This window comes from Stenotrophomonas sp. YJH_SMC_82, from assembly GCF_059368875.1.
The window spans coordinates 575,404-602,032 of record NZ_JCAFSE010000001.1; the positions used below are offsets into that span (position 1 = coordinate 575,404).

The 26,629-nt window shown below is 67.5% G+C and carries 25 protein-coding genes; 18 read left to right on the top strand and 7 right to left on the bottom strand.

Features of this window, described 5'->3' with window-relative positions; genetic code table 11:
• The first annotated feature begins 33 nt into the window (after window positions 1-33).
• The 6 genes from lptM (at window position 34) to hslU (ending at window position 4,848) form a co-directional block, all read left to right on the top strand.
• Window positions 34-306, top strand: a complete 273-nt coding sequence (gene lptM / locus AC5P53_RS02650) for an LPS translocon maturation chaperone LptM (RefSeq protein ID WP_014648465.1) — start codon at window positions 34-36, stop codon at window positions 304-306.
• Window positions 299-1,150, top strand: coding sequence for a diaminopimelate epimerase (gene dapF, locus AC5P53_RS02655; protein WP_164077331.1), 852 nt, complete (start codon window positions 299-301; stop codon window positions 1,148-1,150). Before lptM ends, dapF begins: the two co-directional genes overlap by 8 nt.
• Window positions 1,147-1,821 carry a DUF484 family protein gene (locus AC5P53_RS02660; RefSeq protein ID WP_014648463.1) on the top strand — a complete coding sequence of 225 codons (675 nt, stop codon included), beginning with the start codon at window positions 1,147-1,149 and terminating at the stop codon, window positions 1,819-1,821. The genes dapF and AC5P53_RS02660 overlap by 4 nt, the downstream gene beginning before the upstream one ends.
• A 16-nt stretch (window positions 1,822-1,837) precedes the next feature.
• Entirely contained in the window at window positions 1,838-2,734 is an 897-nt protein-coding gene (xerC, locus tag AC5P53_RS02665) for a tyrosine recombinase XerC (protein WP_241887492.1), read from the top strand.
• Window positions 2,735-2,819: 85 nt separating this feature from the next.
• On the top strand, window positions 2,820-3,371 hold the full coding sequence (gene hslV / locus AC5P53_RS02670) for an ATP-dependent protease subunit HslV (protein WP_005411093.1): 552 nt from the start codon (window positions 2,820-2,822) through the stop codon (window positions 3,369-3,371).
• 103 nt (window positions 3,372-3,474) lie between these two features.
• Window positions 3,475-4,848, top strand: a complete 1,374-nt coding sequence (gene hslU, locus AC5P53_RS02675) for an ATP-dependent protease ATPase subunit HslU (protein WP_014648461.1) — start codon at window positions 3,475-3,477, stop codon at window positions 4,846-4,848.
• 96 nt (window positions 4,849-4,944) lie between these two features.
• On the opposite strand, the gene AC5P53_RS02680 is transcribed toward hslU, so the two are convergent.
• Complete coding sequence (locus tag AC5P53_RS02680) at window positions 4,945-5,937, bottom strand: Gfo/Idh/MocA family protein (protein ID WP_241887120.1); 993 nt, start codon at window positions 5,935-5,937, stop codon at window positions 4,945-4,947.
• A gap of 46 nt (window positions 5,938-5,983) precedes the next feature.
• A complete protein-coding gene (gene smeT / locus AC5P53_RS02685; protein ID WP_049439981.1) occupies window positions 5,984-6,643 on the bottom strand; it encodes an efflux transporter SmeDEF transcriptional repressor SmeT in 660 nt (219 codons plus the stop codon).
• Window positions 6,644-6,867: 224 nt separating this feature from the next.
• Between smeT and smeD the strand changes: the two genes are divergently transcribed.
• The 3 genes from smeD to smeF all read left to right on the top strand — a co-directional run bounded on the left by smeD (window position 6,868) and on the right by smeF (window position 12,680).
• Window positions 6,868-8,052: a multidrug efflux RND transporter periplasmic adaptor subunit SmeD gene (gene smeD / locus AC5P53_RS02690; RefSeq protein ID WP_049439978.1), complete on the top strand. Its 1,185-nt coding sequence runs from the start codon at window positions 6,868-6,870 to the stop codon at window positions 8,050-8,052.
• 12 nt (window positions 8,053-8,064) lie between these two features.
• On the top strand, window positions 8,065-11,187 hold the full coding sequence (smeE, locus tag AC5P53_RS02695; RefSeq protein WP_014648457.1) for a multidrug efflux RND transporter permease subunit SmeE: 3,123 nt from the start codon (window positions 8,065-8,067) through the stop codon (window positions 11,185-11,187).
• A 92-nt stretch (window positions 11,188-11,279) separates the two neighbouring features.
• The gene (gene smeF / locus AC5P53_RS02700; RefSeq protein ID WP_115444190.1) at window positions 11,280-12,680 is read left to right on the top strand and encodes a multidrug efflux RND transporter outer membrane subunit SmeF; all 1,401 of its coding nucleotides are present in this window, start codon (window positions 11,280-11,282) and stop codon (window positions 12,678-12,680) included.
• Between the two features lie 94 nt (window positions 12,681-12,774).
• Here the strand turns inward: smeF and AC5P53_RS02705 are convergent, their stop codons facing one another.
• The 4 genes from AC5P53_RS02705 to AC5P53_RS02720 all read right to left on the bottom strand — a co-directional run bounded on the left by AC5P53_RS02705 (window position 12,775) and on the right by AC5P53_RS02720 (window position 14,588).
• A complete protein-coding gene (locus AC5P53_RS02705; protein ID WP_032961193.1) occupies window positions 12,775-13,197 on the bottom strand; it encodes a low affinity iron permease family protein in 423 nt (140 codons plus the stop codon).
• A gap of 67 nt (window positions 13,198-13,264) precedes the next feature.
• A complete protein-coding gene (locus AC5P53_RS02710; protein WP_005411085.1) occupies window positions 13,265-13,600 on the bottom strand; it encodes a hypothetical protein in 336 nt (111 codons plus the stop codon).
• A gap of 75 nt (window positions 13,601-13,675) precedes the next feature.
• Window positions 13,676-13,936, bottom strand: a complete 261-nt coding sequence (locus tag AC5P53_RS02715; protein WP_014648454.1) for a hypothetical protein — start codon at window positions 13,934-13,936, stop codon at window positions 13,676-13,678.
• A 199-nt stretch (window positions 13,937-14,135) separates the two neighbouring features.
• Entirely contained in the window at window positions 14,136-14,588 is a 453-nt protein-coding gene (locus AC5P53_RS02720; RefSeq protein ID WP_005419409.1) for a nucleoside deaminase, read from the bottom strand.
• A gap of 80 nt (window positions 14,589-14,668) precedes the next feature.
• Between AC5P53_RS02720 and ubiE the strand changes: the two genes are divergently transcribed.
• From ubiE to AC5P53_RS02740, 4 genes are all read left to right on the top strand, one after another.
• Entirely contained in the window at window positions 14,669-15,430 is a 762-nt protein-coding gene (gene ubiE, locus AC5P53_RS02725) for a bifunctional demethylmenaquinone methyltransferase/2-methoxy-6-polyprenyl-1,4-benzoquinol methylase UbiE (RefSeq protein WP_134809312.1), read from the top strand.
• A 300-nt stretch (window positions 15,431-15,730) separates the two neighbouring features.
• Window positions 15,731-17,659 carry a M1 family metallopeptidase gene (locus AC5P53_RS02730; protein ID WP_041863838.1) on the top strand — a complete coding sequence of 643 codons (1,929 nt, stop codon included), beginning with the start codon at window positions 15,731-15,733 and terminating at the stop codon, window positions 17,657-17,659.
• A 127-nt stretch (window positions 17,660-17,786) separates the two neighbouring features.
• A complete protein-coding gene (locus AC5P53_RS02735) occupies window positions 17,787-18,518 on the top strand; it encodes a hypothetical protein (RefSeq protein ID WP_008265071.1) in 732 nt (243 codons plus the stop codon).
• The gene (locus tag AC5P53_RS02740) at window positions 18,518-19,138 is read left to right on the top strand and encodes an HAD family hydrolase (RefSeq protein WP_495227095.1); all 621 of its coding nucleotides are present in this window, start codon (window positions 18,518-18,520) and stop codon (window positions 19,136-19,138) included. The genes AC5P53_RS02735 and AC5P53_RS02740 overlap by 1 nt, the downstream gene beginning before the upstream one ends.
• Before the next feature lie 185 nt (window positions 19,139-19,323).
• Here the strand turns inward: AC5P53_RS02740 and AC5P53_RS02745 are convergent, their stop codons facing one another.
• Window positions 19,324-20,262 carry a carbohydrate kinase family protein gene (locus tag AC5P53_RS02745; RefSeq protein ID WP_005411078.1) on the bottom strand — a complete coding sequence of 313 codons (939 nt, stop codon included), beginning with the start codon at window positions 20,260-20,262 and terminating at the stop codon, window positions 19,324-19,326.
• 283 nt (window positions 20,263-20,545) lie between these two features.
• Between AC5P53_RS02745 and AC5P53_RS02750 the strand changes: the two genes are divergently transcribed.
• From AC5P53_RS02750 to rodA, 5 genes are all read left to right on the top strand, one after another.
• Window positions 20,546-21,592: a rod shape-determining protein gene (locus AC5P53_RS02750; RefSeq protein WP_005419402.1), complete on the top strand. Its 1,047-nt coding sequence runs from the start codon at window positions 20,546-20,548 to the stop codon at window positions 21,590-21,592.
• A 121-nt stretch (window positions 21,593-21,713) separates the two neighbouring features.
• Entirely contained in the window at window positions 21,714-22,862 is a 1,149-nt protein-coding gene (gene mreC / locus AC5P53_RS02755) for a rod shape-determining protein MreC (RefSeq protein WP_111205658.1), read from the top strand.
• Window positions 22,859-23,344 (top strand): rod shape-determining protein MreD, encoded by a 486-nt coding sequence (gene mreD / locus AC5P53_RS02760; RefSeq protein ID WP_005419400.1) that lies wholly within the window; start codon window positions 22,859-22,861, stop codon window positions 23,342-23,344. The genes mreC and mreD overlap by 4 nt, the downstream gene beginning before the upstream one ends.
• Before the next feature lie 3 nt (window positions 23,345-23,347).
• Window positions 23,348-25,423 (top strand): penicillin-binding protein 2, encoded by a 2,076-nt coding sequence (mrdA, locus tag AC5P53_RS02765; RefSeq protein ID WP_075076653.1) that lies wholly within the window; start codon window positions 23,348-23,350, stop codon window positions 25,421-25,423.
• On the top strand, window positions 25,420-26,532 hold the full coding sequence (gene rodA / locus AC5P53_RS02770) for a rod shape-determining protein RodA (protein ID WP_014648447.1): 1,113 nt from the start codon (window positions 25,420-25,422) through the stop codon (window positions 26,530-26,532). Before mrdA ends, rodA begins: the two co-directional genes overlap by 4 nt.
• Window positions 26,533-26,629: the final 97 nt, after the last annotated feature.

Below are 26,629 nucleotides of genomic sequence, written 5' to 3' on the forward strand. Positions count from 1 at the left end.
AACCGCTCAGCCGCCAATGGCTATACTCGGGGCATGAAGATCCCCCATCGAAACGCCATCCTGATTCCGCTGGCAGCGGCCTCGCTGCTGCTCCTCGCCGCCTGCGGCAACAAGGGCCCGCTGGTACTGCCGCAGAAGCCGGTGCCGGTGGAAGAAACCGTCGAACCCGCTGCCGAGCCCGCCACCGAGGCGACCGCGCCGCAGACCCAGGGCAGCGGCACCCCGGCCACGACCGTGGAGCCGGCCGCACCGGCCACCCAGCCGGCGCCCACGCCCGCGAAGAAGGCGGGCAGCGGGAATGAGTAAGGCCGGTTCCAAGGCCCTGCGTTTCAGCAAGATGCATGGCGCGGGCAATGATTTCGTAGTGATCGACCTGCGTGACGGCACCGCACCGCCCACGCCCGAGCTGGCCGCGCGCCTGGCCGACCGCCACACCGGCGTTGGCTGCGACCAGATCCTGACCATCGAGGCACCGCGTGCGGACGGTTCGGTGGCCTCGTACCGCATCTGGAATGCCGACGGCTCCAATTCCGAGCAGTGCGGCAACGGCGCGCGCTGCATCGCCGCCTGGCTGGTGCGCGAGGGCAGTGCGCAGGGCGATGCATTCGTCATCGACAGCCCGCTGGCCAGCCATGAAGTGAAGGTGCTGGGCGAAGGGCAGTTTGCGGTGACGATGGGCGTGCCCGCCTTCGAGCCGGCCAACGTGCCGCTGATGGGCTTTGCGCACGCGCGCGAGGAATACCTGCTGCCGCTGCAGGGCGAGAGCGTACGCTTCGCCGCGGTGTCGATGGGCAACCCGCATGCGGTGATCGAAGTGGGCCTGGTCGATGCTGCACCGGTCGAGCGCGTCGGTGCGCTGCTGCAGCAGCATGCGTCGTTCCCGCGCTCGGTGAACGTGGGCTTCGCCCAGGTGATGAGCCCGGCCCACGCCCGCCTGCGCGTGTTCGAGCGCGGTGTCGGCGAGACCCTGGCCTGCGGCAGTGGTGCCTGTGCCGCCGCGGTGACCCTGATGCAGCGCGGTCGCCTGCAGCGCGATGCCCGCATCAGCCTGCCCGGTGGCGACCTGCGCATCCAGTGGCCGGGCGATGGCCAGCCGGTGGTGATGGCGGGCCCGACCGCATTCGTCTTCGAAGGGGAGTGGATCGCATGACCGAAACCGTCGACAAGCTCGGGGCCCATGAAGTCGCTGCCTGGTTGCGGCGTCATCCCGGCTTCCTCAAGCAGTTCCCGGACCTGGCCCTGACCCTGGTGGTGCCGCGTGACGACGGCCCGACCGCGTCGCTGGCCAGCTACCAGCTGGAAGTGCTGCGCGAGAAGAACCGCGAGCTGGCACGACGGTTGGCCGATCTGGGCGCGACCGCCCAGGTCAATGAGCGCCTGGCGGTGCGCACGCACCAGCTGACCCTGGCGCTGATGAAGCAGGACAACGCGGCTGACACCCTGCGCGCGATGGCCGCCTCGCTGCAGGAAGACTTCGCCGGCGACCTTGTGCGGCTGGTGGTGCACACGCCAGTGGCCGGGCTGGAACAGGCCGACTGGCTGCAGGTGATTGCCGCGGATGATCCGCAGCTGGGCCCGTTCCGCGATTGCCTGAACGATGGCGAGCCGATCTGCGGCCGCCTGCAGCCGGAAAAGAATGCCGTGCTGTACGGCGTGCGCAGCGAGGAAGTGCAGACCACCGCGCTGCTGCCGCTACCGGGCGTGGGCCTGATCGCGGTCGGCAGCCACGACCCGAACCGCTTCTACCCGGGCATGGGGACGTTGTTCCTGCGCATGATGGGCGACGCGCTGGTCACTGGCCTGAAGCGCTTCCCGGGCTGAGCAGGTTGCGACGACGATGAGCGCGGTACAGGCCTTCCTGCAGCACCTGCAGGTGGAGCGGCGGATGTCGGCGCATACGCTCGACGCCTACCGCCGCGACCTGGACGCGCTGTCGGCCTGGGCCGAGCCGCGTGGCGTGGCGGTGGAGGCACTGGATGCCGAGGCCGTGCGCCAGTTCGTTGCCGACGAGCACCGGCGTGGCCTGTCGGCCAAGAGCCTGCAGCGCCGCCTGTCGGCCTGCCGAAGCTTCTATGCCTGGCTGCTCAAGCACGGGCGCATCGAGGTCAGCCCAGCAGCGACGCTGAAGGCACCGCGCGCACCGCGCCGGTTGCCACAGGTCCTCGACGCCGATGAGGCGGTGCAGCTGGTCGAGCTGGAGCCGGAGGGTGAGCTCGGCCGCCGTGACCGCGCGTTGCTGGAACTGTTCTATTCCTCTGGCCTGCGCCTGAGCGAAGTCTGCGCGCTGACCTGGCGCGATCTGGATTTCGACAGCGGGTTGGTGAACGTGCTGGGCAAGGGCAGCCGCCAGCGCCGGGTGCCGTTCGGCCGGCCGGCGCGCGAAGCGCTGCAGGCGTGGCGCGCGGAAAGTGGCGGCGGCCCGGCCTCGCCGGTGTTCCCCGGCCGCAACGGGCCGATCAGCCAGCGCGCGGTGCAGATCCGCATCCGCCAGCTGGCGCAGCGCCAGGGCCTGTTCAAGCACGTGCACCCGCACATGCTGCGGCACAGTTTCGCCAGCCACATCCTGGAATCGTCCGGCGACCTGCGCGGTGTGCAGGAGCTGCTGGGCCACGCCGACATCGCCACCACGCAGATCTATACCCACCTCGATTTCCAGCACCTGGCCAAGGTCTACGACGCCTCGCATCCGCGCGCGAAGCGTCGACGCAGCAACGAGGGCAGCGGAGAAAGCTGAACGTTGCCCCTGCGGCAGCCGGTCGCGGGTGGCTTGAAGGGCGCAGCGCAGTCCCCACCTCTGGTTCTGTCACCCCGGAGGCATCATGGACCCCAGTCAGAACCCCAACGTTTTCCACGCCACCACCATCGTCTGCGTCCGTCGCGGCGAGCACGTGGCCATTGCCGGCGACGGCCAGGTCACGCTGGGCCACACCGTGATGAAGGGCAACGCGCGCAAGGTGCGCCGCCTCGGCCGTGATGGCCAGGTGCTGGCCGGCTTCGCCGGTGCCGCCGCCGATGCCTTCACCTTGTTCGAGCTGTTCGAGGCCAAGCTGGAAAAGCATGGCCAGCTGCAGCGTGCTGCGGTCGAACTGGCCAAGGATTGGCGCACCGAGCGCCGCCTCGGCAAGCTGGAAGCCCTGTTGGCGGTGGCCGACAAGGAAACCTCGCTGATCATCAGCGGCACCGGCGATGTGATCGAGCCGGAGGACGGCATCATCGCCATTGGCTCGGGTGGCTCGTATGCACTGTCGGCCGCACGCGCCTTGATGGCGCACACCGAACTGGATGCGCGCACCATCGCCAGCGAAGCGATCGGCATCGCCGGCGACATCTGCATCTACACCAACCGCAACGTGGTGGTCGAGGAGCTGTGAGGGTAGCGTCGGGCGCTGGCCGGCAACCTCATGATTCCCCGCACGCGTGCCTGGTTGCCGGCCAGCGGCCGGCACTACCGACAAAGAATCCGTGAGCACATCCATGTCGAAGATCGAAGTTTCCTCCGCCACCATGACCCCGCGCGAGATCGTGCAGGAACTGGACCGGCACATCGTCGGCCAGCACGACGCCAAGCGCGCCGTGGCCATCGCCCTGCGCAACCGCTGGCGCCGCATGCAGCTGGTGCCCGAGCTGCGCAATGAAGTGATGCCGAAGAACATCCTGATGATCGGCCCGACCGGCGTCGGCAAGACCGAGATCGCGCGCCGCCTGGCCACGCTGGCCAACGCACCGTTCGTGAAGGTCGAAGCCACCCGCTTCACCGAAGTCGGCTACGTCGGCAAGGACGTCGAGCAGATCATCCGTGACCTGGCCGATACCGCGGTCAAGCTCTATCGCGAACAGGCCAAGGTGCGCGTACGCACCCAGGCCGAAGAGCGTGCCGAAGACCGCATCCTGGATGCGCTGCTGCCGCGCCGCAGCGGTGGCATCGGCTTCGATCCGGAAGTCGCCCGCAACGAGCCGTCGGCGCAGGACAACGAGACCCGCATCAAGTTCCGCAAGATGCTGCGCAACGGTGAGCTGGACGAGCGCGAGATCGAACTCGACCTGGCCGCAAACGTCAGCATGGACATCATGACCCCGCCGGGCATGGAGGAAATGGGCCAGCAGCTGAAGTCGATGTTCGCCAACCTCGGCGGCGGCGCCAAGGCGCACAAGCGCACGCTGACCATCAAGGCCGCGCGCCCGCTGCTGATCGAGGAAGAAGCGGGCAAGCTGGTCAACGAGGACGACATCCGCACCGCCGCGATCGAGGCCTGCGAGCAGCACGGCATCGTCTTCATCGACGAGATCGACAAGGTCGCCAAGCGTGGCGACAACGTGGGTGGTGGTGACGTGTCGCGCGAAGGCGTGCAGCGTGACCTGCTGCCGCTGGTGGAAGGCTCCAACGTGTCCACCAAGTACGGCACGATCAAGACCGACCACATCCTGTTCATCGCGTCGGGCGCGTTCCACCTGGCCAAGCCCAGCGACCTGATTCCGGAGCTGCAGGGCCGCTTCCCGATCCGCGTGGAGCTGGGTGCGCTGAGCAAGAACGATTTCGTGCGCATCCTGACCGAACCGAAGGCCGCGCTGACCAAGCAGTACGAAGCACTGCTGGCCACCGAAGGCGTCAAGGTCAGCTTCACTGCCGATGCCATTGATCGTCTGGCCGAGATCGCTTTCCAGGTGAACGAACGCCAGGAAAACATCGGCGCGCGTCGCCTGCATACGGTGCTGGAGCGCCTGCTGGATTCGCTCAGCTACGAGGCACCGGACCGCGACGGCGAAACCCTGGCCATCGACAGCGCCTACGTGGACAAGCACCTGGGTGAGCTGGTGCAGGACCCGGACCTGAGCCGCTACATCCTGTAATGCCCGGTGGGGTCGGATCCCTCGCCGTGGCGAGGGCGCTGACCCCGCCCACTGCAGCAGAAAAGGCCGCCGCAAGGTGGCCTTTTTCCTGTGCGGTCAGTGCGATTGCCGGGTGCGGTAGTCCCGCAGCACCTGGTCGATCACTGCACTGGTGCGGGCGGCGCTGATGCCGTTCGAGGGCGAGTGCCCGTTGCCGCGCAGTTCGTCGACGAGGGAGGCGATCAACGGCTGCTGGATCGACGACGGGTTCGGGATGTCGAAGGCCTGCACGCCCGCTTCGGTTTCCAGCTCCACCGGAACGTCCTCGAAGGTGGCAAAGCGCAGCTGCCCACGGTCGCCGGTGATCTCGATCTGATCCTGGCGGCGGAACGCGCAGAAGCTCCATTGCGCGATGCCGTGTGTCCCCGTCCCGGCGCGGAAGCACATCGAGACGCTGTCCTCGGCGGCGTAGGCGCCGGTCAACGAGCTGGCCAGGCCACGCACATCGCTCAGCGGCCCCAGCAGATGGTCGAGCAGGTCCAGGGTATGCGAGCCCAGGTCGACGAACAGCCCGCCGCCGGCGATCGCGGGGTTGGTCCGCCAGAAGTCAGGCGATGCGGCATCCACTGAATGCGGCCGGTGCAGGGTGGCGCGCACGCCGCGCACTGTGCCGATCGCGCCGTCGTCCAGCAGCTGCTTCACCTGTGCGAAGCGGGGCAGGGCACGGCGGTAGTAGGCCACGAACACGGGCACGCCGCTGCGGGCGCTGGCCGCGATGATGCGCTGGCACTCGTCGTGGTCCATGGCCATCGGCTTTTCGATGTAGACCGGCTTGCCCGCAGCAATCGCCTGCAATGCGTAGTGCATGTGCGTGGAGGGCGGTGTTGCAACGTAGACCGCGTTCACCTCCGGATCGGCGATGAGTGCATCGGCGTCCGCGTACCAGCGCGGAATCGCGTGGCGGCGTGCATAGTCTTCGGCCAATGCGGCATTGCGGCGCATGACCGCCACCACCCGTGAGCCCGGCGTGTTGGCCAGGGCCGGTCCGCTCTTCTTCTCGGTGACGCTGCCACACCCGATGAAGCCCCACACCACGTTGTCCAGGATCATCGATCTGCCCTTGCAGGGGGGGCCGCAGTGATGGGAGCAGCCTCGTTCACGCCTCGGGCAGCGGCTCGGGGACGGTGCCGGGAACGAACACACCATCCTTCACGTAGGCGGCCAGGGTCATGTCCAGCGCGAGCATGCCGTCGCGCTTGAGGTCCATCAGTTCCGGTTCGACCATCGCGCCGTGCAGCACGCCCAGCACGGTGGCGTGCAGCATGCGCGCGGCGATTTTCGGGTCGGCGCCTTCGCGCAGCTGGCCCAGATCGCGGGCGCGGCGCAGGGCACGCTCCATCCGGTCCAGCGCATCGCGGAATCCGGCCTGCTGCATTTCGGTCAGCACCCTGGTGTCCGCCGACGCATCACTGCGCAGCATGATCTCCATGGTCTTGCGCAGGCGCTCGTCCTCGGACAGCTCGATGAACGAGTGGACCATTACCGCGCGCAGGTCGTGCACCGGGGTGTCGCGCTGGTCGGTGGAGGTGCGCTCCAGTTCCTGCATGAAGGGCAGGTGCACGCGCTCGACGATGGCGGCCAGCACCTCGCTCTTGTTCTTGAAGTGCCAGTAGACCGCGCCACGGGTGTAGCCGGCGCGGGCACCGATCATCTCCAGCGTGGTACGGGCCACGCCGTGTTCATGGAAGCAGGCTTCGGCGGCGTCAAGGATGCCTTCCCGGGTTGCCTGGGTGTCCTCTTTGGTCTTGCGGGCCATGGGTGTGGGTACGAGTGCGGGTGAAACGTGGCTGAATTGTACCGGTTTACAAACAAACAAGCATGTATGTATATTTCGCACCCATCATTCCCGTCGTGTGCGTGGCAGGCCGGTCCGGCGCCCACTCCACCCGGGTGGGCGCGATCTGCGGGCTTTCACCGGAAGGGGAACGTCCATCGATATCAGCTCCCTCTGAGATTCCTTCCTCCAAGAGCCTTTCCGTCATGTTGCTGAGCCGAATCCGACCCTTTGCACTGTCGCTGGCAATCGCCGCGACCGTGGCTGCCTGCGGCGGCCAACCCCAGGCCCCCGAGCAGGGCCCGGGTGACGTCACCGTGGTCACGCTGAAGTCCGAGACCGTGGGCCTGACCCGCGAACTGCCGGGCCGTACCAATGCCTTCCTGGTCGCCGAAGTGCGCCCGCAGGTCAATGGCATCGTGGCCAAGCGCCTGTTTACCGAGGGCGGCATGGTCAAGGCCGGCGAGCCGCTGTACCAGCTCGACGATGCCAGCTACCGGGCCCAGGCCAACAACGCCCGCGCCCAGCTGGCCCGCGCCGAAGCCACCGCCAATGCCGCGCGCCTGAGTGCCAAGCGCATCACCGAGCTGGCCAAGGTCGATGCGGTCAGCCAGCAGGACCTGGAGAACGCCGTCGCCGCGCAGAAGCAGGCCGAGGCCGACGTCGGTGCCGCCAGGGCCTCGCTGGATGCGGCCAACGTCACCCTGGGCTACGCCCGCATCACCGCGCCGATCAGCGGCCGCATCGGCAAGTCCAGCGTCACCCAGGGTGCGCTGGTCAGCGCCGGCCAGGCCAACGCACTGGCCACCGTGCAGCAGCTGGACCCGATCTATGTCGACCTGACCCAGTCCTCGGCCGAGCTGCTGCAGCTGCGCCGCGAACTGGCCGCCGGCCGCCTGCAGGACAACCAGACCCTGCCGGTCAGCATCCTGATGGAAGACGGCAGCACCTTCGAGCACAAGGGCACGCTGGAGTTCTCCGAAGTCAGCGTCGATCCGACCACCGGCAGCTTCGGCCTGCGCGTGAAGGTGGACAACCCGGACGGCCTGCTGATGCCGGGCATGTACGTGCGTGCGGTGATCGGCGGCGGCGTGCGCAGCGACGCGGTGCTGGTGCCGATGCAGGGCATCGCGCGCGATCCGAAGGGCGACACCACCGCGATGGTGGTCGGCAAGGACAACAAGGTCGAAGTGCGCCCGGTCAAGGTCAGCCGCACGGTCGGCGACAAGTGGCTGGTCGAGGACGGCCTGAAGGCCGGTGACAAGGTCATCGTCGAAGGCCTGCAGAAGATCGGCCCCGGCATGCCGGTCAAGGCCACCGAGAAGGGCGACGCACCGGCCAAGCCGGCGGCAGCCGCCCAGCCTGCCGCCCCGGCCGGCGACGCGAAGTAAGCGGAGAACCCCATGGCACGCTTTTTCATCGATCGACCCATCTTTGCGTGGGTGATCGCCATCATCATCATGCTCGCCGGCGGCCTGGCGCTGTTCAAGCTGCCGGTCTCGATGTACCCCAACGTCGCACCGCCGGCGGTGGAAATCAGTGCCACCTACCCGGGTGCATCGGCCAAGGTGGTCGAGGACTCGGTGACGCAGATCATCGAGCAGAACATGAAGGGCCTTGATGGCCTGATCTACTTCTCCTCCAACAGCTCGTCCAACGGCCAGGCCACCATCACCCTGACCTTCGAGAGCGGCACCAACCCGGATATCGCCCAGGTGCAGGTGCAGAACAAGCTGCAGCTGGCCATGCCGCTGCTGCCGCAGGAAGTGCAGCGGCAGGGCATCAACGTGGCCAAGTCCAGCTCGGGCTTCCTGAACGTCATCGCGTTCGTGTCCGAGAACGGCAGCATGGACGCCAACGACATCGCCGACTACGTCGGTTCCAATGTCGTCGACCGCCTGAGCCGCGTGCCGGGCGTGGGCAACATCCAGGTGTTCGGTGGCAAGTACGCCATGCGCATCTGGCTGGACCCGAACAAGCTGCATACCTATGGCCTGTCGGTGCCGGAAGTGACCGCCGCGATCAAGGCGCAGAACGCCCAGGTGGCGATCGGCCAGCTCGGCGGTGCGCCGTCGGTGAAGGGCCAGCAGCTCAACGCCACCATCAACGCGCAGTCGCGCCTGCAGACCCCGGAACAGTTCCGAAACATCATCGTGCGCGGTGCGCAGGACGGTGCCGAGCTGCGCCTGGGTGATGTCGCCCGCGTCGAGCTGGGTGCCGAGTCCTACGACTTCGTCACCCGCTACAACGGCCAGCCGGCCAGTGGCCTGGCGGTCACCCTGGCCACCGGCGCCAACGCGCTGGATACCGCGGCCGGTGTGGATGCCGCGCTGGAAGACATGAAGGGCTTCTTCCCGGCCGGCCTGAAGGCCGAGATCCCGTACGACACCACCCCGTTCGTGCGCGTGTCGATCAAGGGCGTGGTGCAGACCCTGATCGAAGCGATCGTGCTGGTGTTCGTGGTGATGTACCTGTTCCTGCAGAACTTCCGCGCCACCCTGATCCCGACCATCGCCGTGCCGGTGGTGCTGCTGGGTACCTTCGGCGTGCTGGCGATGCTGGGCTTCTCGGTGAACATGCTGACCATGTTCGCGATGGTGCTGGCGATCGGCCTGCTGGTGGACGATGCCATCGTGGTGGTGGAGAACGTCGAGCGCATCATGTCCGAGGAAGGGCTGTCGCCGCTCGAAGCGACCCGCAAGTCGATGGGCCAGATCACCGGTGCGCTGGTGGGTATCGGCCTGGTGCTGTCGGCGGTGTTCGTGCCGATGGCCTTCATGAGCGGCTCCACCGGCGTGATCTATCGGCAGTTCTCGGCCACGATTGTCTCTGCGATGGCGTTGTCGGTGCTGGTGGCGATCGTGCTGACCCCGGCACTGTGCGCGACCATGCTCAAGCCGCTGAAGAAGGGTGAGCACCACGTCGCCCACCGTGGCCTGGCCGGTCGCTTCTTCAATGGCTTCAACCGTGGCTTCGACCGCACCAGCGAAAGCTACCAGCGCGGCGTGCGCGGCATCATCCACCGTCCGTGGCGCTTCATGGGCATCGTGGCGGCGCTGTTCGTGCTGATGGGCGTGCTGTTCGTGCGCCTGCCCAGCTCGTTCCTGCCCAATGAAGACCAGGGCGTGCTGATGGCGCTGGTGCAGGCGCCGGTCGGTGCCACCCAGGAACGCACGCTGGAATCGATCGCGGCACTGGAAAACCACTTCCTGCAGAACGAGAAGGATGCGGTGGACTCGGTGTTCTCCGTGCAGGGCTTCAGCTTCGCCGGCATGGGCCAGAACGCGGGCATGGCGTTCGTCAAGCTGAAGGACTGGAGCGAGCGTGACGCCGACAATGGCGTGATGCCGATCACCGGCCGTGCGATGGCGGCCCTGGGCCAGATCAAGGATGCCTTCATCTTCGCCTTCCCGCCGCCGGCCATTCCGGAGCTGGGGACCGCCTCGGGCTACACCTTCTTCCTGAAGGACAACAGCGGCCAGGGCCACGAGGCACTGGTGGCCGCGCGCAACCAGCTGCTCGGCCTGGCCGCAGGCAGCAAGAAGCTGGCCAACGTACGCCCGAACGGCCAGGAAGACACGCCGCAGTTCCGCATCGACATCGACGCGGCCAAGGCGACCTCGCTGGGACTGTCGATCGACCAGATCAACGGCACGCTGGCAGCCGCGTGGGGCAGCTCGTACATCGATGACTTCGTCGATCGTGGCCGCGTCAAGCGCGTGTTCGTGCAGGCCGACCAGGCGTTCCGCATGGTGCCGGAGGACTTCGATCTCTGGTCCGTGAAGAACGACAAGGGTGAGATGGTGCCGTTCAGCGCCTTCGCTACCAAGCACTGGGACTACGGTTCGCCGCGCCTGGAACGCTACAACGGTGTGTCGGCAATGGAAATCCAGGGCGAACCGGCCCCGGGTGTCGCCTCCGGTGATGCCATGGCCGAGATCGAACAGCTGGCCAAGCAGCTGCCGGCGGGTTTCGGCATCGAATGGACGGCGATGTCCTACCAGGAACGCCAGGCCGGCTCGCAGACGCCGCTGCTGTATACGCTGTCGCTGATGATCGTGTTCCTGTGCCTGGCCGCGATGTATGAAAGCTGGAGCGTGCCGACCGCGGTGCTGCTGGCGGCCCCGCTGGGTATCCTCGGCGCGGTGCTGGCCAACACCTTCAAGGGCCTGGAGCGCGACATCTACTTCCAGGTGGCGATGCTGACCACGGTGGGCCTGACCAGCAAGAACGCGATCCTGATCGTCGAGTTCGCCAAGGAAAACCTGGAAAAGGGCGCCAGCCTGATCGAGTCGATCATGCACGCCGTGCGCGACCGCCTGCGCCCGATCGTGATGACCTCGCTGGCCTTCGGCATGGGCGTGGTACCGCTGGCGATCTCCACCGGTGCCGGCTCCGGCGCCAAGCAGGCGATCGGCACCGGCGTGCTCGGCGGCATGATCGTCGGCACCGTGCTCGGCGTGTTCTTCGTGCCGCTGTTCTTCGTGGTGGTGCAGCGCGTGTTCAAGCGCAGATCCACGACGTGACCTGAAACGGTCATGCCGGCCTCAGGCTGGCGTTATCGAAACGGTAGTGCCGGCCGCTGGCCGGCACTGCCTCCTGCCATCCGGCAGTACCGATGGAAGTGATCCCCATGAAAAGTGCATCCCTGTTCCTCTCCATTGCCGCCACGCTCGCGCTGGCCGGCTGCTCCACCCTGGCGCCGAAGAACACCGCCGTCGCTCCGGCGATTCCTGCGCAGTGGCCGGCCGAGGCCGCGCAGGGCGAGGTGGCCGATGTCGCCGCCGTCGGCTGGCGCGATTTCTTCACCGATGCGCGCCTGCAGCAGGTGATCGAGCAGTCGCTGCAGAACAACCGCGACCTGCGCGTGGCCGTGCTCAATGTCGAGCGCGCGCGTGGCCAGTACCGCGTGCAGCGCGCCGATCGCGTGCCCGGCGTGGCCGTGACCGGCCAGATGGACCGCCGTGGTACCGATGCCGGTGTCACCGAGCAGTTCAGCGCGGGCGTGGGTGTGGCCGAGTTCGAGCTGGACCTGTTCGGTCGCGTGCGCAACCTCAGCGAGGCGGCGCTGCAGCAGTACTTCGCCGTGGCTGCCAACCGCCGCAACGCGCAGCTGAGCCTGGTGGCCGAGACCGCCACCGCGTGGCTGACCTATGGGGCTGATGCGCAGCGGCTGAAGATCGCCGATGCCACGCTGAAGACCTACGAGGATTCGCTGCGCCTGGCCGAGGCCCGCCACGAACGCGGCGGCAGTTCGGCGCTGGAGCTGACCCAGACCCGTACCCTGGTCGAGACCGCACGCACCGATGCCGCGCGCCTGCGCGGCCAGCTGGCCCAGGACCGCAACGCACTGGCGCTGCTGGCCGGTGGCCAGCTCGATCCGGCACTGCTGCCGGACAGCATCGAACCGCAGCTGCTGGCGCTGGCCCCGCCGCCGGCCGGCCTGCCCAGCGACGTGCTGCTGCAGCGCCCGGACATCATGGCCGCTGAACACCAGCTGCTGGCCGCCAATGCCAACATCGGTGCGGCACGCGCAGCGTTCTTCCCGAGCATCTCGCTGACCGGCAGCATCGGCAGCGGCTCCAGCGAACTGTCCAACCTGTTCGACAGCGGCACCCGTGTGTGGAGCTTCCTGCCGAAGATCACCCTGCCGATCTTCCAGGGCGGCAAGCTGCGCGCCAACCTGGCCATCGCCAACGCGGATCGTGATATCGCACTGGCGCAGTACGAGAAGTCGATCCAGGTGGGATTCCGCGAAACGGCCGATGCGCTGGCGTTGAATGTCAGCCTGGATGAGCAGGTGAGTTCACAGCAGCGCCTGGTGGAAGCGGCCGAACAGGCCAATCGCCTGTCGCAGGCACGCTACGACGCGGGGCTGGACAGCTTTGTCACCCTGCTTGACGCGCGGCGTACCGCCTACAACGCGCAGCAGACCCAGCTGCAGGCGCAGCTGGCGCAGCAGGCCAACCGCATCACCCTGTACAAGGTGCTGGGCGGCGGCTGGCACGAGCGCGGGTAAGCAGTGCTTCTGGTAGGTGCCAACCAAGGTTGGCACCTACCTGGAGATCGAGGGTAGTGCCGGCCCTTGGCCGGCATTGTCATTCGGAGGCCTGCTATACCGCTTCATCGTCGCGCCGCGCCGCATGGCAGGCGCGAACGCGCGCCAGCGCATCGCCGGCTTCGCGCGCCATCTGCTCGTACTCGGCGCGGATCTCTTCCAGGCGCGCTTCATCCAGTTCTTCCAGATCCAACAGTTCGTTGTTGGCTTCGGCCGTCGCCCGGATCAGCTCGTCCAGCTTGATCTGCATCGCGGCAGTATCCGCGTTCTGCGTGTGCTGGATCAGGAACACCATCAGGAAGGTGATGATGGTGGTGCCGGTGTTGATCACCAGCTGCCAGGTGTCGTTGAAACCGAACACCGGGCCACTGATGCCCCAGATCACCACGATCGCTACTGCAGCCAGGAAGGTCCACGGCGAGCCGGTGGCGGCCGCGGCCTTCTTGGCGATCGTATTGAACAGGTTGCGTGCTTTCATCGTCGTCGTCCCACTCAGGTGACGAGGATGATCGGCAGTGGCCCGTGCAGGGGTTGTGCAGCGGCGGTCAGGCGCGCATGCGCTGCAGTCGTGGCGCCTGCAGGCTGCGCACCGGGCTGCTCTGGTAGACGTGCTGCCAGCAACGGTCGACGAACTCACGGGCCTGGGCTTCGCTCAGCCGCGGCATGATCTGCAGGGCGTATTGGGTCTGGAACATCTCGTCACGTTCGGCCTCGCTGGCGCGCGGCTGGGTGATCAGCGAATCACAGGCGAACTTGATCCACGGCACGTACGAGCCGAACGAGTTGTGCGGCAGTGCGCCTTCGGCATGTTGGCGGCGCCAGTGGTCAAGCTCGGCGTCAACGTTGATGACCGGAGGAATGGTGGGGACTTCAGCGTGCATGACAATCCAGTTCGGTTGAGTGGAAAGGGAGTGGGGGTTCATCCGAGTGTGGCGTATATGGCGGTGCATGCCGCGTCAGCGGGATGTGGAGCCTGCGTTGGCATGGCCGATCAACTGCGCATGTTCGACCGCACCGAGGTCTTCGGCCAGAGTGGCCATCGCATTGCACAGGCGTTCGTGGTCGAGCGGGTGGCGGCGGACCAGCTCCAGTTGCATGTGCTGATAGGCAGTCCAGAACGGCGCGCCGCGCCGGTGCAGCGCATATTGCTGCTGCAAGCGTTCGCGGATCGGATCGAGGATCGGGTCTGTCGTAGGGCGTACGGCGTGCGCGCACATGGCTGGCTCCGCCGGGGAAAGGGTGCCCCGGTGAACCCACCGTAGGCGTGTCAGCCGCGTGGGGTGTTACCGCAATGTGTGCGCGTGGCCTGGCTGACTGTGCGCGCGGTCACGCCGATGCCCGCAAAGGCCGCCGGCACAAGGGCGCACCGGCGCTGAAGCGTTCATTAAATGTGTTGCAGAGACGAGCGCGCGTGGCTCATTCGCCGATGTCCTCGTTCCAGATGTCGGGATGACGGCTGATGAAATCGCCCAGCAGGTCCACGCATTCCTGGTTGTCCAGGTCGATCACGTTGACGCCGTTTTCGCGCAGCCAGTCGATGCCGCCCTGGAAGGTGCGCGATTCGCCCACCACCACGGTGCCGATGTTGAACTGGCGCACCAGCCCCGAGCAGTACCAGCACGGGGCCAGGGTGGTGACCATGATGGTGTCCTGGTAACGGCGCTGGCGGCCGGCCTTGCGGAAGGCGTCGGTTTCCCCATGCACCGACGGGTCGCCTTCCTGCACGCGGCGGTTGTGGCCGCAGCCGAGCAGGCGGCCGTCGTTGTGGTACAGCGCCGCGCCGATCGGCACGCCGCCCTCGGCCAGGCCCTGGCGGGCTTCGGCGATGGCGGTCTGCAGCAGGGCCTGGTAGTCGGGCGTGGTGATCATGCGGGGCTCCGGTAAGTCGTGGCCCGCCATCATACGGGCAGGGGGTGCCGCTGGCCCCCGGCGGTGCGATAATCGGGGCCATGAGCGAATCCCCCTACAAAGCCGGTACCACCCATTTCGGGTTCCGCGACGTCGCCGCCAAGGACAAGCAGAAGCTGGTCGGCCAGGTGTTCACCTCGGTCGCGCGCAACTACGACCTGATGAACGACCTGATGAGCCTGGGCGTGCACCGGGCGTGGAAGCGCTACTACGTGGCCACCGCGCAGGTGAAGCCGGGCGACCGCGTGCTCGACCTGGCCGGCGGCACCGGCGACATCGCCGCCCTGCTGAAGGAGCGCGTCGGCGCCGAGGGCTCGGTGGTGCTGGGCGACATCAACGCCGGCATGCTGTCGGTCGGCCGTGACCGCCTGACCAACCGCGGCCTCGTGCTCGGCCTGGACTACGTGCAGTGCAACGCCGAAGCCCTGCCGTTCCCGGACAACAGCTTCGATCTGGTCACCATTGCCTTCGGCCTGCGCAACGTGACCGACAAGGACGCTGGCCTGCGCGAGATGTACCGCGTGCTGAAGGTGGGCGGCCAGGCCCGCGTGCTGGAATTCTCCGAAGTCACCGCGGACTGGTTCAAGCCGATCTACGACTTCCACTCGTTCAAGATCCTGCCCAAGCTGGGCAAGCTGTTCGCCAACGATTCGGACAGCTACCGGTACCTGGCCGAGAGCATCCGCAAGCACCCGCCGCAGGACGAACTGAAGGCGATGATGGGGCAGGCCGGCTTCGAGCGCTGCCACTACAAGAACCTGACCGGCGGCATCGTCTCGATCCACTCCGGCTACAAGCTGTAAGCCCTGCTCTGGTGGGTGCCAACTTGGTTGGCACTCGCCCGCTGCGGTCATCCGCTCTGGTAGGTGCCGACCTTGGTCGGCACGGGCCTGCCGCGTGCGTTGATGGATCCGTGCCAACCAAGGTGGGCACCTGCCTGTAGATGCCAACCAAGGTTGGCACCTACCTGTAGATGCCAACCTTGGTTGGCATGCGCCGGAGGCGCAGGAACGGCCCCGGCCTGCATTACCCCGCACCGCGCAACGCCTGCGCGGCCGGAGGGAGGTACCATTGGGGTTTGATCCCCGTAACGGTCCCGATTCATGCGTAATCCGCTGATGCTCCTTCCGCTGGCCGTGGCCCTGGCCGCCGGCTGCTCCCAGGAGGCGGCCGCGCCCGCCGCCGCCCCGACTGCCGCAAAGGCCCCCGCCGCCCCCGTGAACGCCGAGAACCGCAGCCACGACGAAAGCTCGTACGCCGAGCCGGACAAGGTCGTCATCAAGGACATCGCGCTGGATCTGAAGCTGGACTTCGACCAGAAGCAGATCGGCGGCACCGCCACCTACACCCTGGAATGGAAGCAGAAGGACGCCAGGCAGCTGGTGCTCGACACCCGCGAGCTGACCGTGTCCAAGGTCGAGGCCGTCGGTGCCGATGGCGCGCGCAGCCCGCTGCAGTTCGCGCTGGCCCCGGTCGACAAGGTGTTCGGCAGCAAGCTGACCATCGAGACCCCGGAACAGCCGGCCAAGGTGGAAGTGACCTACCACACCGCACCGACCGCCTCGGGCCTGCAGTGGCTGGCGCCGTCGATGACCGAGGGCAAGAAGCTGCCCTTCATGTTCAGCCAGTCGCAGGCCATCCACGCCCGTTCCTGGGTGCCGCTGCAGGACACCCCGAGCGTGCGTTTCACCTACAGCGCGCACGTGGTCTCGCGCCCGGACGTGATGGTGCTGATGAGTGCCGACAACGATCCGAAGGCCGCGCGTGACGGTGACTACACCTTCAAGATGCCGCAGCCGATTCCGTCCTACCTGCTGGCCATCGCCGCCGGCGACCTGGTGTTCGAGCCGATCTCCGGCCGCTCCGGTGTCTGGGCCGAGCCGACCATGGTCAACAAGGCGGCCAAGGAATTCGAAGACACCGAGAAGATGATCGGTGCCGCCGAGAAGCTGTACGGCGAATACCGCTGGGGCCGCTACGACATGCTGGTGCTGCCGCCGTCGTTCCCGTTCGGCGGCATGGAGAATCCGCGCCTGACCTTCGCCACCCCGACCGTGATCGTCGGTGACAAGTCGCTGGTCTCGCTGGTCGCCCATGAACTGGCGCACAGCTGGTCGGGCAACCTGGTGACCAACGCCAGCTGGAAGGACATCTGGCTCAATGAAGGCTTCACCACCTACGTCCAGGGCCGCATCACCGAAGCCCTGTACGGCAAGGAGATGGCCGAGATGGAGAAGCAGATCGACCAGACCGACCTGCTGGCCGAAGTGAAGGACATGAGCCCGGCCGACCAGGCGCTGGCGCTGCCGCCGCTGAACGAGCGTGACCCCGACGAAGCCCTCAGCCAGGTCGCCTACGTCAAGGGTTCGTGGTTCCTGGAATTCCTGGAGCAGCGCTTCGGCCGCGAGACCTTCGATCCGTTCCTGCGCGGCTGGTTCGATGACCATGCCTTCCAGAGCGCGAACACCGACCAGTTCGTCGCGTACATGAAGAAGAACCTGCTGCCGAAGAATCCCTCGGCAGTGACCGAGGCCGAACTGAAGGCGTGGCTGGACGAGCCGGGCATTCCGGCGTTCGCGGCCAAGGCGCAGTCGCGCAACTTCAGCAGCGTCGATACCGCGCGCATTGCCTTCGCCAGCGCCGGCACCGTGCCGAGCAGCCAGGTCATCGCCGACTGGAGCACGCAGGAATGGGTGCGCTTCATCGACGGCCTGGGTGCGACCCAGCCGCTGGACAAGCTGGCCACGCTGGACAAGGCGTTCCACTTCACCGGCACCCCGAATGGTGAGATCGCCATGCGCTGGTACCCGCTGGCGATCCGCAGCGGCTACGAGCAGGCCAATGAAGGTGCTGCCGCGTTCATCGAGCGCGTCGGCCGTCGCAAGCTGATCCTGCCGATCTACGCCGAACTGGTGAAGACCCCGAAGGGGCTGGAGCTGGCCAAGCAGGCCTTTGAAAAGGCCAAGCCGGGCTACCACCCGATCACCACGGCCTCGGTCCAGGACATGCTGGCCAAGGCTGAAGCCAAGTAACCGGTGGTGCCGGCCGCTGGCCGGCAACCGGTCACTGCTTCACCAGCTACGGCGGGGAAACCCGCCGTTGCTGTATCCGCTTTTCGCTGCCGATAGAATCGGGATGCACTCGCATAGGACCTCCGCCATGAAACGACTGATCCTGCTCACCGCCTGCACCCTGGCCCTGGCCGCCTGCAGCAACCCCGAGGAAGAGCGCAAGGCGCAGGAAGCCGCCGCGGCCGCCGTGCAGGCGCAGAAGGAAGCCAAGGCCGAGGACGTGGCCAAGCAGTACGACATGGCCGTGGCCGCGCAGGACTGGGAACGCGCGCGCCTGCATGGCGCCTCGCTGCTGGACCAGTACAAGGACACCGCCGCCGCCGAGCGCATCGCCGCGGGCTTCGACGAGGTCAAGGCCAAGGGCGATGCCGCGCGCGACCTGCGCCGCATGCAGGCGCTGTGGCAGTACAACCAGATCCCGGTGGGCAACAAGGGCAACCAGGTTTCGGCGCAGATCTACAGCAAGGAACGGGTGGACGTGGATGGCAGCGGCGCCAAGCCGGTGCAGCTGGTGTTCCGCGATCACCCGGAGTGGAAGCGGCACGCTTACCTGGTGCTGCAGGCCGGCGATTTCCGCTGCCCGCAGTGCACGGTGAAGGTGACCGTGGACGATGGCAAGCCGGTGTCGATGGCGGCCTGGCGCCCGAAGACCGATGAAGCCATCGCCCTGTTCATCACCGACCAGAAGGCGTTGTGGAAGCTGGCGCGCAAGGGCAAGTCGATCAGCATCGAGTTCCCGGTCAAGGCTGGCGGCACGCGTACGGCCGTGTTCGAGACCGGCGGTGTCGACGCCAGTCGCATGCCGCAGTGGTGGCAGTGATGATCGCGACGGGCAGCGCAGTGCACGCGTTGTCCGCGATCCGGCACTGGGTCTTCGACATGGATGGCACGCTGACCGTCGCCGTGCATGATTTCGCCGCGATCCGCCGTGCGCTGCAGATCGCGGCCGAGGAGGACATCCTGGACCATATCGCAGCGTTGCCGGATGCGCCGGCGCAGGCCAAGCCTGAGTGGCTGCTGGATCACGAACGTGTGCTGGCCGAGGAGGCGCTGCCGGCGCCGGGTGCGGTGACGCTGCTGCGTGCGCTGGCAGCCGACGGTTGCCGGCTGGGCATCCTGACCCGCAACGATCATGCGCTGGCGAAGCTGACGCTGGACGCGATCGGGGTCGGGGAACTGTTCGATGATGCCGACATCGTCGGCCGTGATGAAGCGGTGCCCAAGCCCTCGCCGGATGGCCTGCAGCAGCACCTGCGGCGCTGGGGCATTGCAGCGAGGGAGGCGGTGATGGTCGGCGACCACGCCTACGACCTGGAGTGCGGCCGCGCCGCGGGCGCCCATACCGTGCTGGTCAACCTGCCGGAAAACCCGTGGCCCGGCCGTGCCGACTGGCATTTCGCCGATTGCCGCGCGCTGTTGGCGGCCTGGCAGGCCGCATGACCGTGTAGAGCCGAGCCCACGCTCGGCTGCCCTGCGGTCAGATCGCGCAGGCGCGCGCAAGCCGAGCATGGGCTCGGCTCTACAGAGCAGGCAACGTGTCGGTCGGAAGTTCCGGTAGTGCCGGCCGCCGGCCGGCAGTGTCGACCCAGGTCGACACCCACCGAGCGATGCGCGGGCAGTTCGGTTTACGCGCCCAGCGCGTAACCGAACTGCTGCTTGAACTGCTCGTTGAACTCATCGAAGGTGAAGCGCTGGTTCTGCGTGCCTGGGTGCTCGACCTTCAGTGCGCCCATCAGGTTGCCCATGCGGCCGATGGTCAGCCAGTCGTAGCCCTTCTGGATGCCGTAGATCAGGCCGGCGCGGAAGGCGTCGCCACAGCCGGTCGGGTCGACCACGCGGCGCTCGTGCGCCGGCGGGATGTCGTAGCTCTTTTCCGGGGTGTGGATGACCGCGCCCTTCGGGCCGCGGGTGGTGATGTAGGCCTTGACCCGGCTGACGATCTCCTTTTCGTCCCAGCCGGTGCGTTCCTGCAGCAGGTTCGACTCGTAGTCGTTGACCACCACGTAGTCGGCCTGGTCGATGAAGGCGCGCAGCTCGGGGCCGTTGAACAGCGGCATGGCCTGGCCCGGGTCGAAGATGAACGGGATGCCGTCCTCGTGGAATTCCTGCGCGTTCTGGATCATGCCTTCGCGGCCATCCGGGCCGACCAGGCCCAGGGTCACGCCCGGCACGCCGCGCACATGGTTCTCGTAGGAACGCATCATCGCGCCCGGGTGGAAGGCGGTGATCTGGTTGTTGTCGTGGTCGGTGGTGATGAACGCCTGCGGGGTGAACAGCTCATCGATCACGCGCACGCGCGACAGGTCGATGCCCAGGCCTTCGAAATACTCGCGGTACGGGCCGAAGTCCGAACCCACGGTGCCCATCGGGATCGGCTGGCCGCCCAGCAGGTGCAGGTTGTAGGCGATGTTGCCGGCGCAGCCGCCGAACTCGCGGCGCATGCGCGGCACCAGGAAGGACACGTTCAGGATGTGCACCTTGTCCGGCAGGATGTGATTCTTGAACTGGTCCGGAAACACCATGATGGTGTCGAAGGCAAGAGAACCACAGATCAGAGCGGACATCGATGTAAGCCTATGCGGTGAATTTTGGGGTGGGCCAGCCCGGTTCAGCGGGCAAGCAAACGGCGCCCTTGGGCGCCCGACGGCGCAAAGGTTACCCGCTGGTGCCGCTCAGGGCCAGAACCGGGTGATGCCCGATCAGGCCGAAAGCCTGTGAAGACGCGGGTTCAGCTAGTTTTTTCCTTGCTCGGCGGCAGGCGGGTTGCTAGGCTTGTCGGCCTCGATTTCTGCCCATTTTTTCGCCATCCCGCGGCGGGCACGACACCCCTCAGGACTCCTTCCTCAGATGTTCAAGAAACTCCGTGGCATGTTCTCCAACGACCTGTCCATCGACCTGGGCACGGCCAACACCCTCATCTACGTGCGCGGGCAGGGGATCGTGCTGAACGAGCCGTCGGTCGTGGCCGTGCGCCAGGACCGTGCCATCGGTGGCACCCGCTCGGTGGCAGCCGTGGGCGCCGAAGCCAAGCAGATGCTGGGCCGTACCCCGGGTCACATCACCACCATCCGCCCGATGAAGGACGGCGTCATCGCCGACTTCACCTACACCGAGGCGATGCTCAAGCACTTCATCAAGAAGGTGCACAAATCGCGCGTGCTGCGCCCGAGCCCGCGCGTGCTGGTCTGCGTGCCGGCCGGCTCGACCCAGGTCGAGCGCCGCGCGATCAAGGAATCGGCCGAGGAAGCCGGTGCCCGTGACGTGTTCCTGATCGAAGAACCGATGGCGGCCGCGATCGGCGCCGGCATGCCGGTCACCGAGGCCCGTGGCTCGATGGTCATCGACATCGGCGGCGGCACCACCGAAGTGGCGGTGATCTCGCTCAACGGCATCGTCTATTCGGCCTCGGTCCGCATCGGCGGCGACCGCTTCGACGAGTCGATCACCAACTACGTGCGCCGCAACCACGGCATGCTGATCGGTGAAGCCACCGCCGAGCGCATCAAGGTCGAGCTGGGCTGCGCCTACCCGCAGGCGGAAGTGATCGAGATGGAAATCTCCGGCCGCAACCTCGCCGAGGGCGTGCCGAAGATGATCAAGATCAGCTCCAACGAGGTGCTCGAGGCCCTGCACGAGCCGCTGTCGGGCATCGTCAGCGCGGTCAAGCTGGCGCTGGAGCAGACCCCGCCGGAACTGTGCGCCGACGTCGCCGAGCGCGGCATCGTGCTGACCGGTGGTGGCGCCCTGCTGCGCGATCTGGACCGCCTGATCTCCGAGGAAACCGGCCTGCACGTGCAGGTGGCCGACGATCCGCTGACCTGCGTGGCCCGCGGTGGCGGCCGTGCGCTGGAGCTGGTGGACATGCACGGCAACGAGTTCTTTGCGCCGGAATAAGCCGTCCCGGCCGTTCCTGCCCGCCGCGCCCTTCCGGGGTGCGGCCCGCCGTGATGGCGGGCCGGCACCGGCGGGGCGCCCGCGTGTTTCCCTTTCGCCTTCTGCCAGTTGAATCGTTGCCGTGCCGCCCTACGCCGGTCCTCCCGTTGCCTCCCGATCCGGTGATGCCGCCAGCCCCCTGCGGTTGCTGGCCTATCTCGCGTTGGCCATCACCCTGATCGTGCTCGATGACCAGGCCGGCTGGCTGGCGCGCCTGCGCGAGCAGGCCAACAGCCTGGTGCAGCCGGTATGGGCGCTGGCCGGCCTGCCCGGCAAGCTCGGCAACCAGGTCAAGGATTCCGCCGCCAGCCATACCCAGCTGGTGACCGAGAATCGCGAACTGCGCAACCAGCTGCTGCTGGCCAACGCGCGCCTGACCCGCCTGCAGACCGCCGCGCTGGACAATGCCCAGCTGCGCGAACTGCTGAACGTGGCCGAGCGCAGCGGCCTGGACGTGCAGCTGGCGCCGATCCTGGACATCGACCTGGACCCGGTGAAGCAGCGCCTGGTGCTCGACGCCGGCACCCGCGAAGGCGTGCACGTCGGCCAGGCGGTGATCGATGCCGGCGGCTTGATGGGGCAGGTGATCAGCGTCACCGGCGGCACCTCCACCGTGCTGCTGCTGACCGACCCCGACCACGCGGTGCCCGTTACCGTGGCCCGCAACGGCGTGCGCCTGATCGTCTACGGCCGCGGCGACACGCTGGAGCTGCGCGACATTCCGCTCAGCGCCGGCGTGGAAGTGGGCGATGAGATCGTTACCTCCGGCCTCGGCGGGCGCTTCCCGGCCGGCTTCCCGGTCGGCACCATCACCGGCCTGCGCCCGGACGACACCCACGCCTTCCTGGTCGGCGAACTGAAGCCGGCGGCCCAGCTCGACCGCGGCCGCGACGTGCTGCTGCTGCGCCCGGGCGCGGCGATCCGCATTCCGCCGGAACTGCGCCTGCAGCTGGAAGAAACCGCCCCGGGGGGGCCGGCCACCGGCGCCAGCGTGCCTGCGGGAGCCGCGCCAGCGGCAACGACGCCGGCTCCGGCCAGCTCCCCGGTAGTGCCGGCCGCTGGCCGGCAACAGCCCTCGTCGCAAACGAGGACTGTTGCCCCCGCATCCTCCCTTACCCCCGCGCCTTCGGCGCGCCCCCCTCAACAAGAGGGGGGCTCCACCCCAGCCTCCGGCGCTACGGTAGTGCCGGCCGCTGGCCGGCAACCGACCACGCCGGAGGCCCAGCGATGAGCCGCCTGCGCGACAACCCGTGGGTGCTGCCGGCCAGCCTGGTGGTGGCGCTGCTGCTGGGCCTGCTGCCGTTGCCGGCGCTGCTGCAGCCGCTGCGCCCGTACTGGCTGGCGCTGGTGCTGGCGTACTGGGTCATCGAAGCCCCCGAACGCGTCGGCCTGGGCATCGCCTTCGCCAGCGGCGTGGTTGCCGACCTGCTGTACGGCGGCGTGCTGGGCGAACAGGCGCTGCGGCTGGTGATGCTGGCCTTCATCCTGCAGCGCTTCCGCGCCCGCATCCGCTTCTTCCCGATGTCCCAGCAGATGCTGGCCATCGGCGGCCTGCTGTTCAACGACCGCATCGTCAGCGCGCTGGTCCACATCGTGGTGGATGAGCCGACCCTGCCGTGGTCGTACTGGTGGGCACCGCTGCTGGGCATGGGCCTGTGGCCGCTGGTGTTCGTGCTGCTGGACGCGGTGCGCTTCGGCAAGCGCGGGCGCTGAGCCATGATCCCGCGCCGCCAGGTCAAGAACCCGCACGCCGAAGCCGAACAGTTCCGCCGCCGCGCGGCGCTGGGCTTCCTGGGCGTGCTGGTCTGCCTGCTGGGCCTGGGCGGCTGGTACTTCAAGCTGCAGGTGCTGGACCACGACGTCTATGCCACGCGCTCGGAAGCCAACCGCATCAAGCCGCGGCCGGTGGTGCCCGGGCGCGGCATGATCTACGACCGCAATGGCCGCCTGCTGGCCGAGAACGTGCCGGCCTTCCGCCTGGACGTGACCCCGGACAAGGTCAAGGACATGGACGCCACCCTGGAAGGGCTGGCGAAGATCATCAACATCAGCCCGGAAGAGCTGGAAGCGTTCAACAAGTCGCGCAAGGCGCGCCGCAAGTTCCTGCCGGTCACGCTGAAGCTGCGCATGAGCGACGAGGAGATGGCGCGCTTCGCGGTCGACCGCTGGCGCTTCCCCGGCGTCGAGCTGGAGCCCTACCTGACCCGCCGCTACCCCTACGGCGATCTGTTCGCGCACATCATCGGCTACGTTGGCCGCGTTGATGACAAGGATCTGGAGATCCTCGGCGAAGGCAATGCCGCGCTGACCCACATCGGCAAGTCCGGCCTGGAGCGTTACTACGAGCAGCAGCTGCGCGGCAAGGTCGGCTACGAGCAGGTCGAGACCAACGTGCAGGGGCGCGCGATCCGCACCATCGGCCGCGTCGCCGCGCAGTCCGGCGCCGACCTGCGGCTGTCGATCGACGCCGACCTGCAGCGCGCCATGGTGGCCGCCTTCGGCGACCAGGAAGGCTCGGCGGTGGCGATGGACCCGCGCACCGGCGAAGTGCTGGCGATGGTCAGCCTGCCGTCCTACGACCCCAACCTGTTCGTCAACGGCATCTCGCATGCCGACTTCAAGGCGCTGAACGAAAACCCGTCGCGGCCGCAGTTCAACCGCCTGGTGCTCGGTGGCGTCGCCCCCGGTTCCACGCTGAAGCCGCTGATCGGCCTGGCCGGCCTGGATTCGGGCGTTCGACGCCCGGAAGACAAGGTGCTGTCCACCGGCATGTTCTATCTGCCGGGCACTTCCCGCGGCTGGGGTGACGCCCACCGTGGCGGCCATGGCTGGACCGACCTGCGCAAGTCCATCGCCGAATCGGTCAACACCTACTACTACAAGCTGGCGCTGGACCTGGGCATCGAGCGCTTCGACCATTACATGGAGTACTACGGCTTCGGCCAGCCGACCGGCATCGACCTCACCGGCGAGATCGGCGGCATCCTGCCGTCGCCGGCCTACAAGCGGAAGAGCCGCAAGGAAGCCTGGTACCCCGGTGATACGGTCAACATCAGCATCGGCCAGGGTGACTGGAAGGTCACCCCGCTGCAGCTGGCGCGCGGCGTCAGCGGTCTGGCCGATGGCCAGCTGCGCACCCCGCACCTGGTGATCCAGCAGCGCGAGGGTTTCGACAGCGACTGGTCGGCGATGCCGGCTGGCGAGAGCAAGCCGGTCAGCCCCAACCCCGCCAACGTGCAGGCCGTGCGCGAGGGCATGATGGCGACCATGCGGCCCGGCGGCAGCGGCTGGCGCGTGGCGGTGGGTGCGCCGTACGTGATGGCCGGCAAGACCGGTACCGCGCAGGTCATCAGCCGAAAGGGCACGGCGGCAGTGAATCCGAAGAGCCTGCCGATGCACCTGCGCCATCGCGCGCTGTTCGTCGGCTTCGCACCGGTGGAAAACCCGGTGATCGCGATCGCGGTGGCCGTGGAAGGCGGCGGCTATGGTGGTTCGGCGGCCGCGCCGATCGCACGCAAGGTGTTCGACGCCTACCTGCTGGGCAAGATGCCCGAAGGCATGCAGCCACTGGACAGCGAGCGCGGCACCACCGCCATCGGCGCCACCGCGTTCGACAACGAAGATGCCGGCGCGCGCCAGGCTGGCGACCTCGCCGCGGCGCAGCTGGGTGAACATCCGGTGCTGGTCGGCGTGCCGGCGCCGGAACCTGTACCCGCACCGCAGCCGGCGACGCCGGCCGCCGCCGTGTTGCCCGCCACGCCACGCCCGACCGTCGCGGAGCCCGTACGATGAGAGTGTTCCTGCGCTGGGCCGGCGACATGCTGCGCCGCTTCTTCAGCACGCTGGACTGGGTGCTGTGCCTGGCCCTGGGGACGCTGATGGTGATCGGCCTGGCCACCCTGAAGAGCGCCGGTGGCGACAGCCTGGTGATGGCCCAGGGCGCGCGCTTCGCCGTGGGCATGGCCGCGCTGTGGGGCATCTCGCGGGTGCCGATCCTGCGCATCCGCTCGGCTACGCCGATGATCTACGCGATCTCGATGATCCCGTTGCTGGCGGTGTTCGTGCTGGGCACCGGCAAGTACGGCCGGCAGTGGCTGGACCTGAAGTTCTTCTACCTGCAGCCGGCCGAGCTGCTGAAGGTCAGCCTGCCGATGATGGTGGCCTGGTACCTGCACAAGATGCCGCTGCCGCCGCGCTTCAACACCGTGCTCGTGGCCCTGGTCATCATCGGCGTGCCCACCGGCCTGGTGATGCTGCAGCCGGACTTCGGTACTGGTGTGCTGATCGCTGCCAGTGGCGTGTTCGTGCTGTTGTTGGCCGGCCTGCCGTGGTGGTGGGTCGGCCTGGGCGTGGGTGGCGTGGCCGCGGTCGCGCCGGTGGCCTGGTTCTGGTTGCTGCGGCCGTACCAGAAGGACCGCATCATGATGTTCCTGGACCCGGAGATGGATGCGCTGGGGGCCGGGTGGAACATCATCCAGTCGAAGATCGCGATCGGTTCCGGCGGCTTCGATGGCAAGGGCTGGGGCGAGGGCTCGCAGTCGCACCTGAACTTCATTCCCGAACAGACCACCGACTTCGCGTTCTCGGTGCTGAGCGAGGAGTTCGGCTGGATCGGCGTGGCCACCGTGCTGGCGCTGTACCTGGTGGTGATCGGGCGCTGCCTGTGGATCGCCAGCCAGTCGCGCGATTCGTATTCGCGCCTGCTGGCCGGCGCCACCGGCCTGGCGTTCTTCGTCTATGTGCTGGTGAACGGCGGGATGATTTCCGGCCTGCTGCCGGTGGTGGGCGTGCCGATGCCGCTGATCAGCTACGGCGGTACCTCGGCGGTGTCACTGCTGGCCGGCTTCGGATTGGTGATGGCGGTGCGCAGTCACAACCCGGTGCACGGCGGCTACGGCTGAGTACGGCGTCGGGGTCAGATCCCTTTTTCCACAGGGAAAAGGGATCTGACCCCACAGCCCGGCTACGGAGATCAGAAGCACCCTGACAGCTTCACGC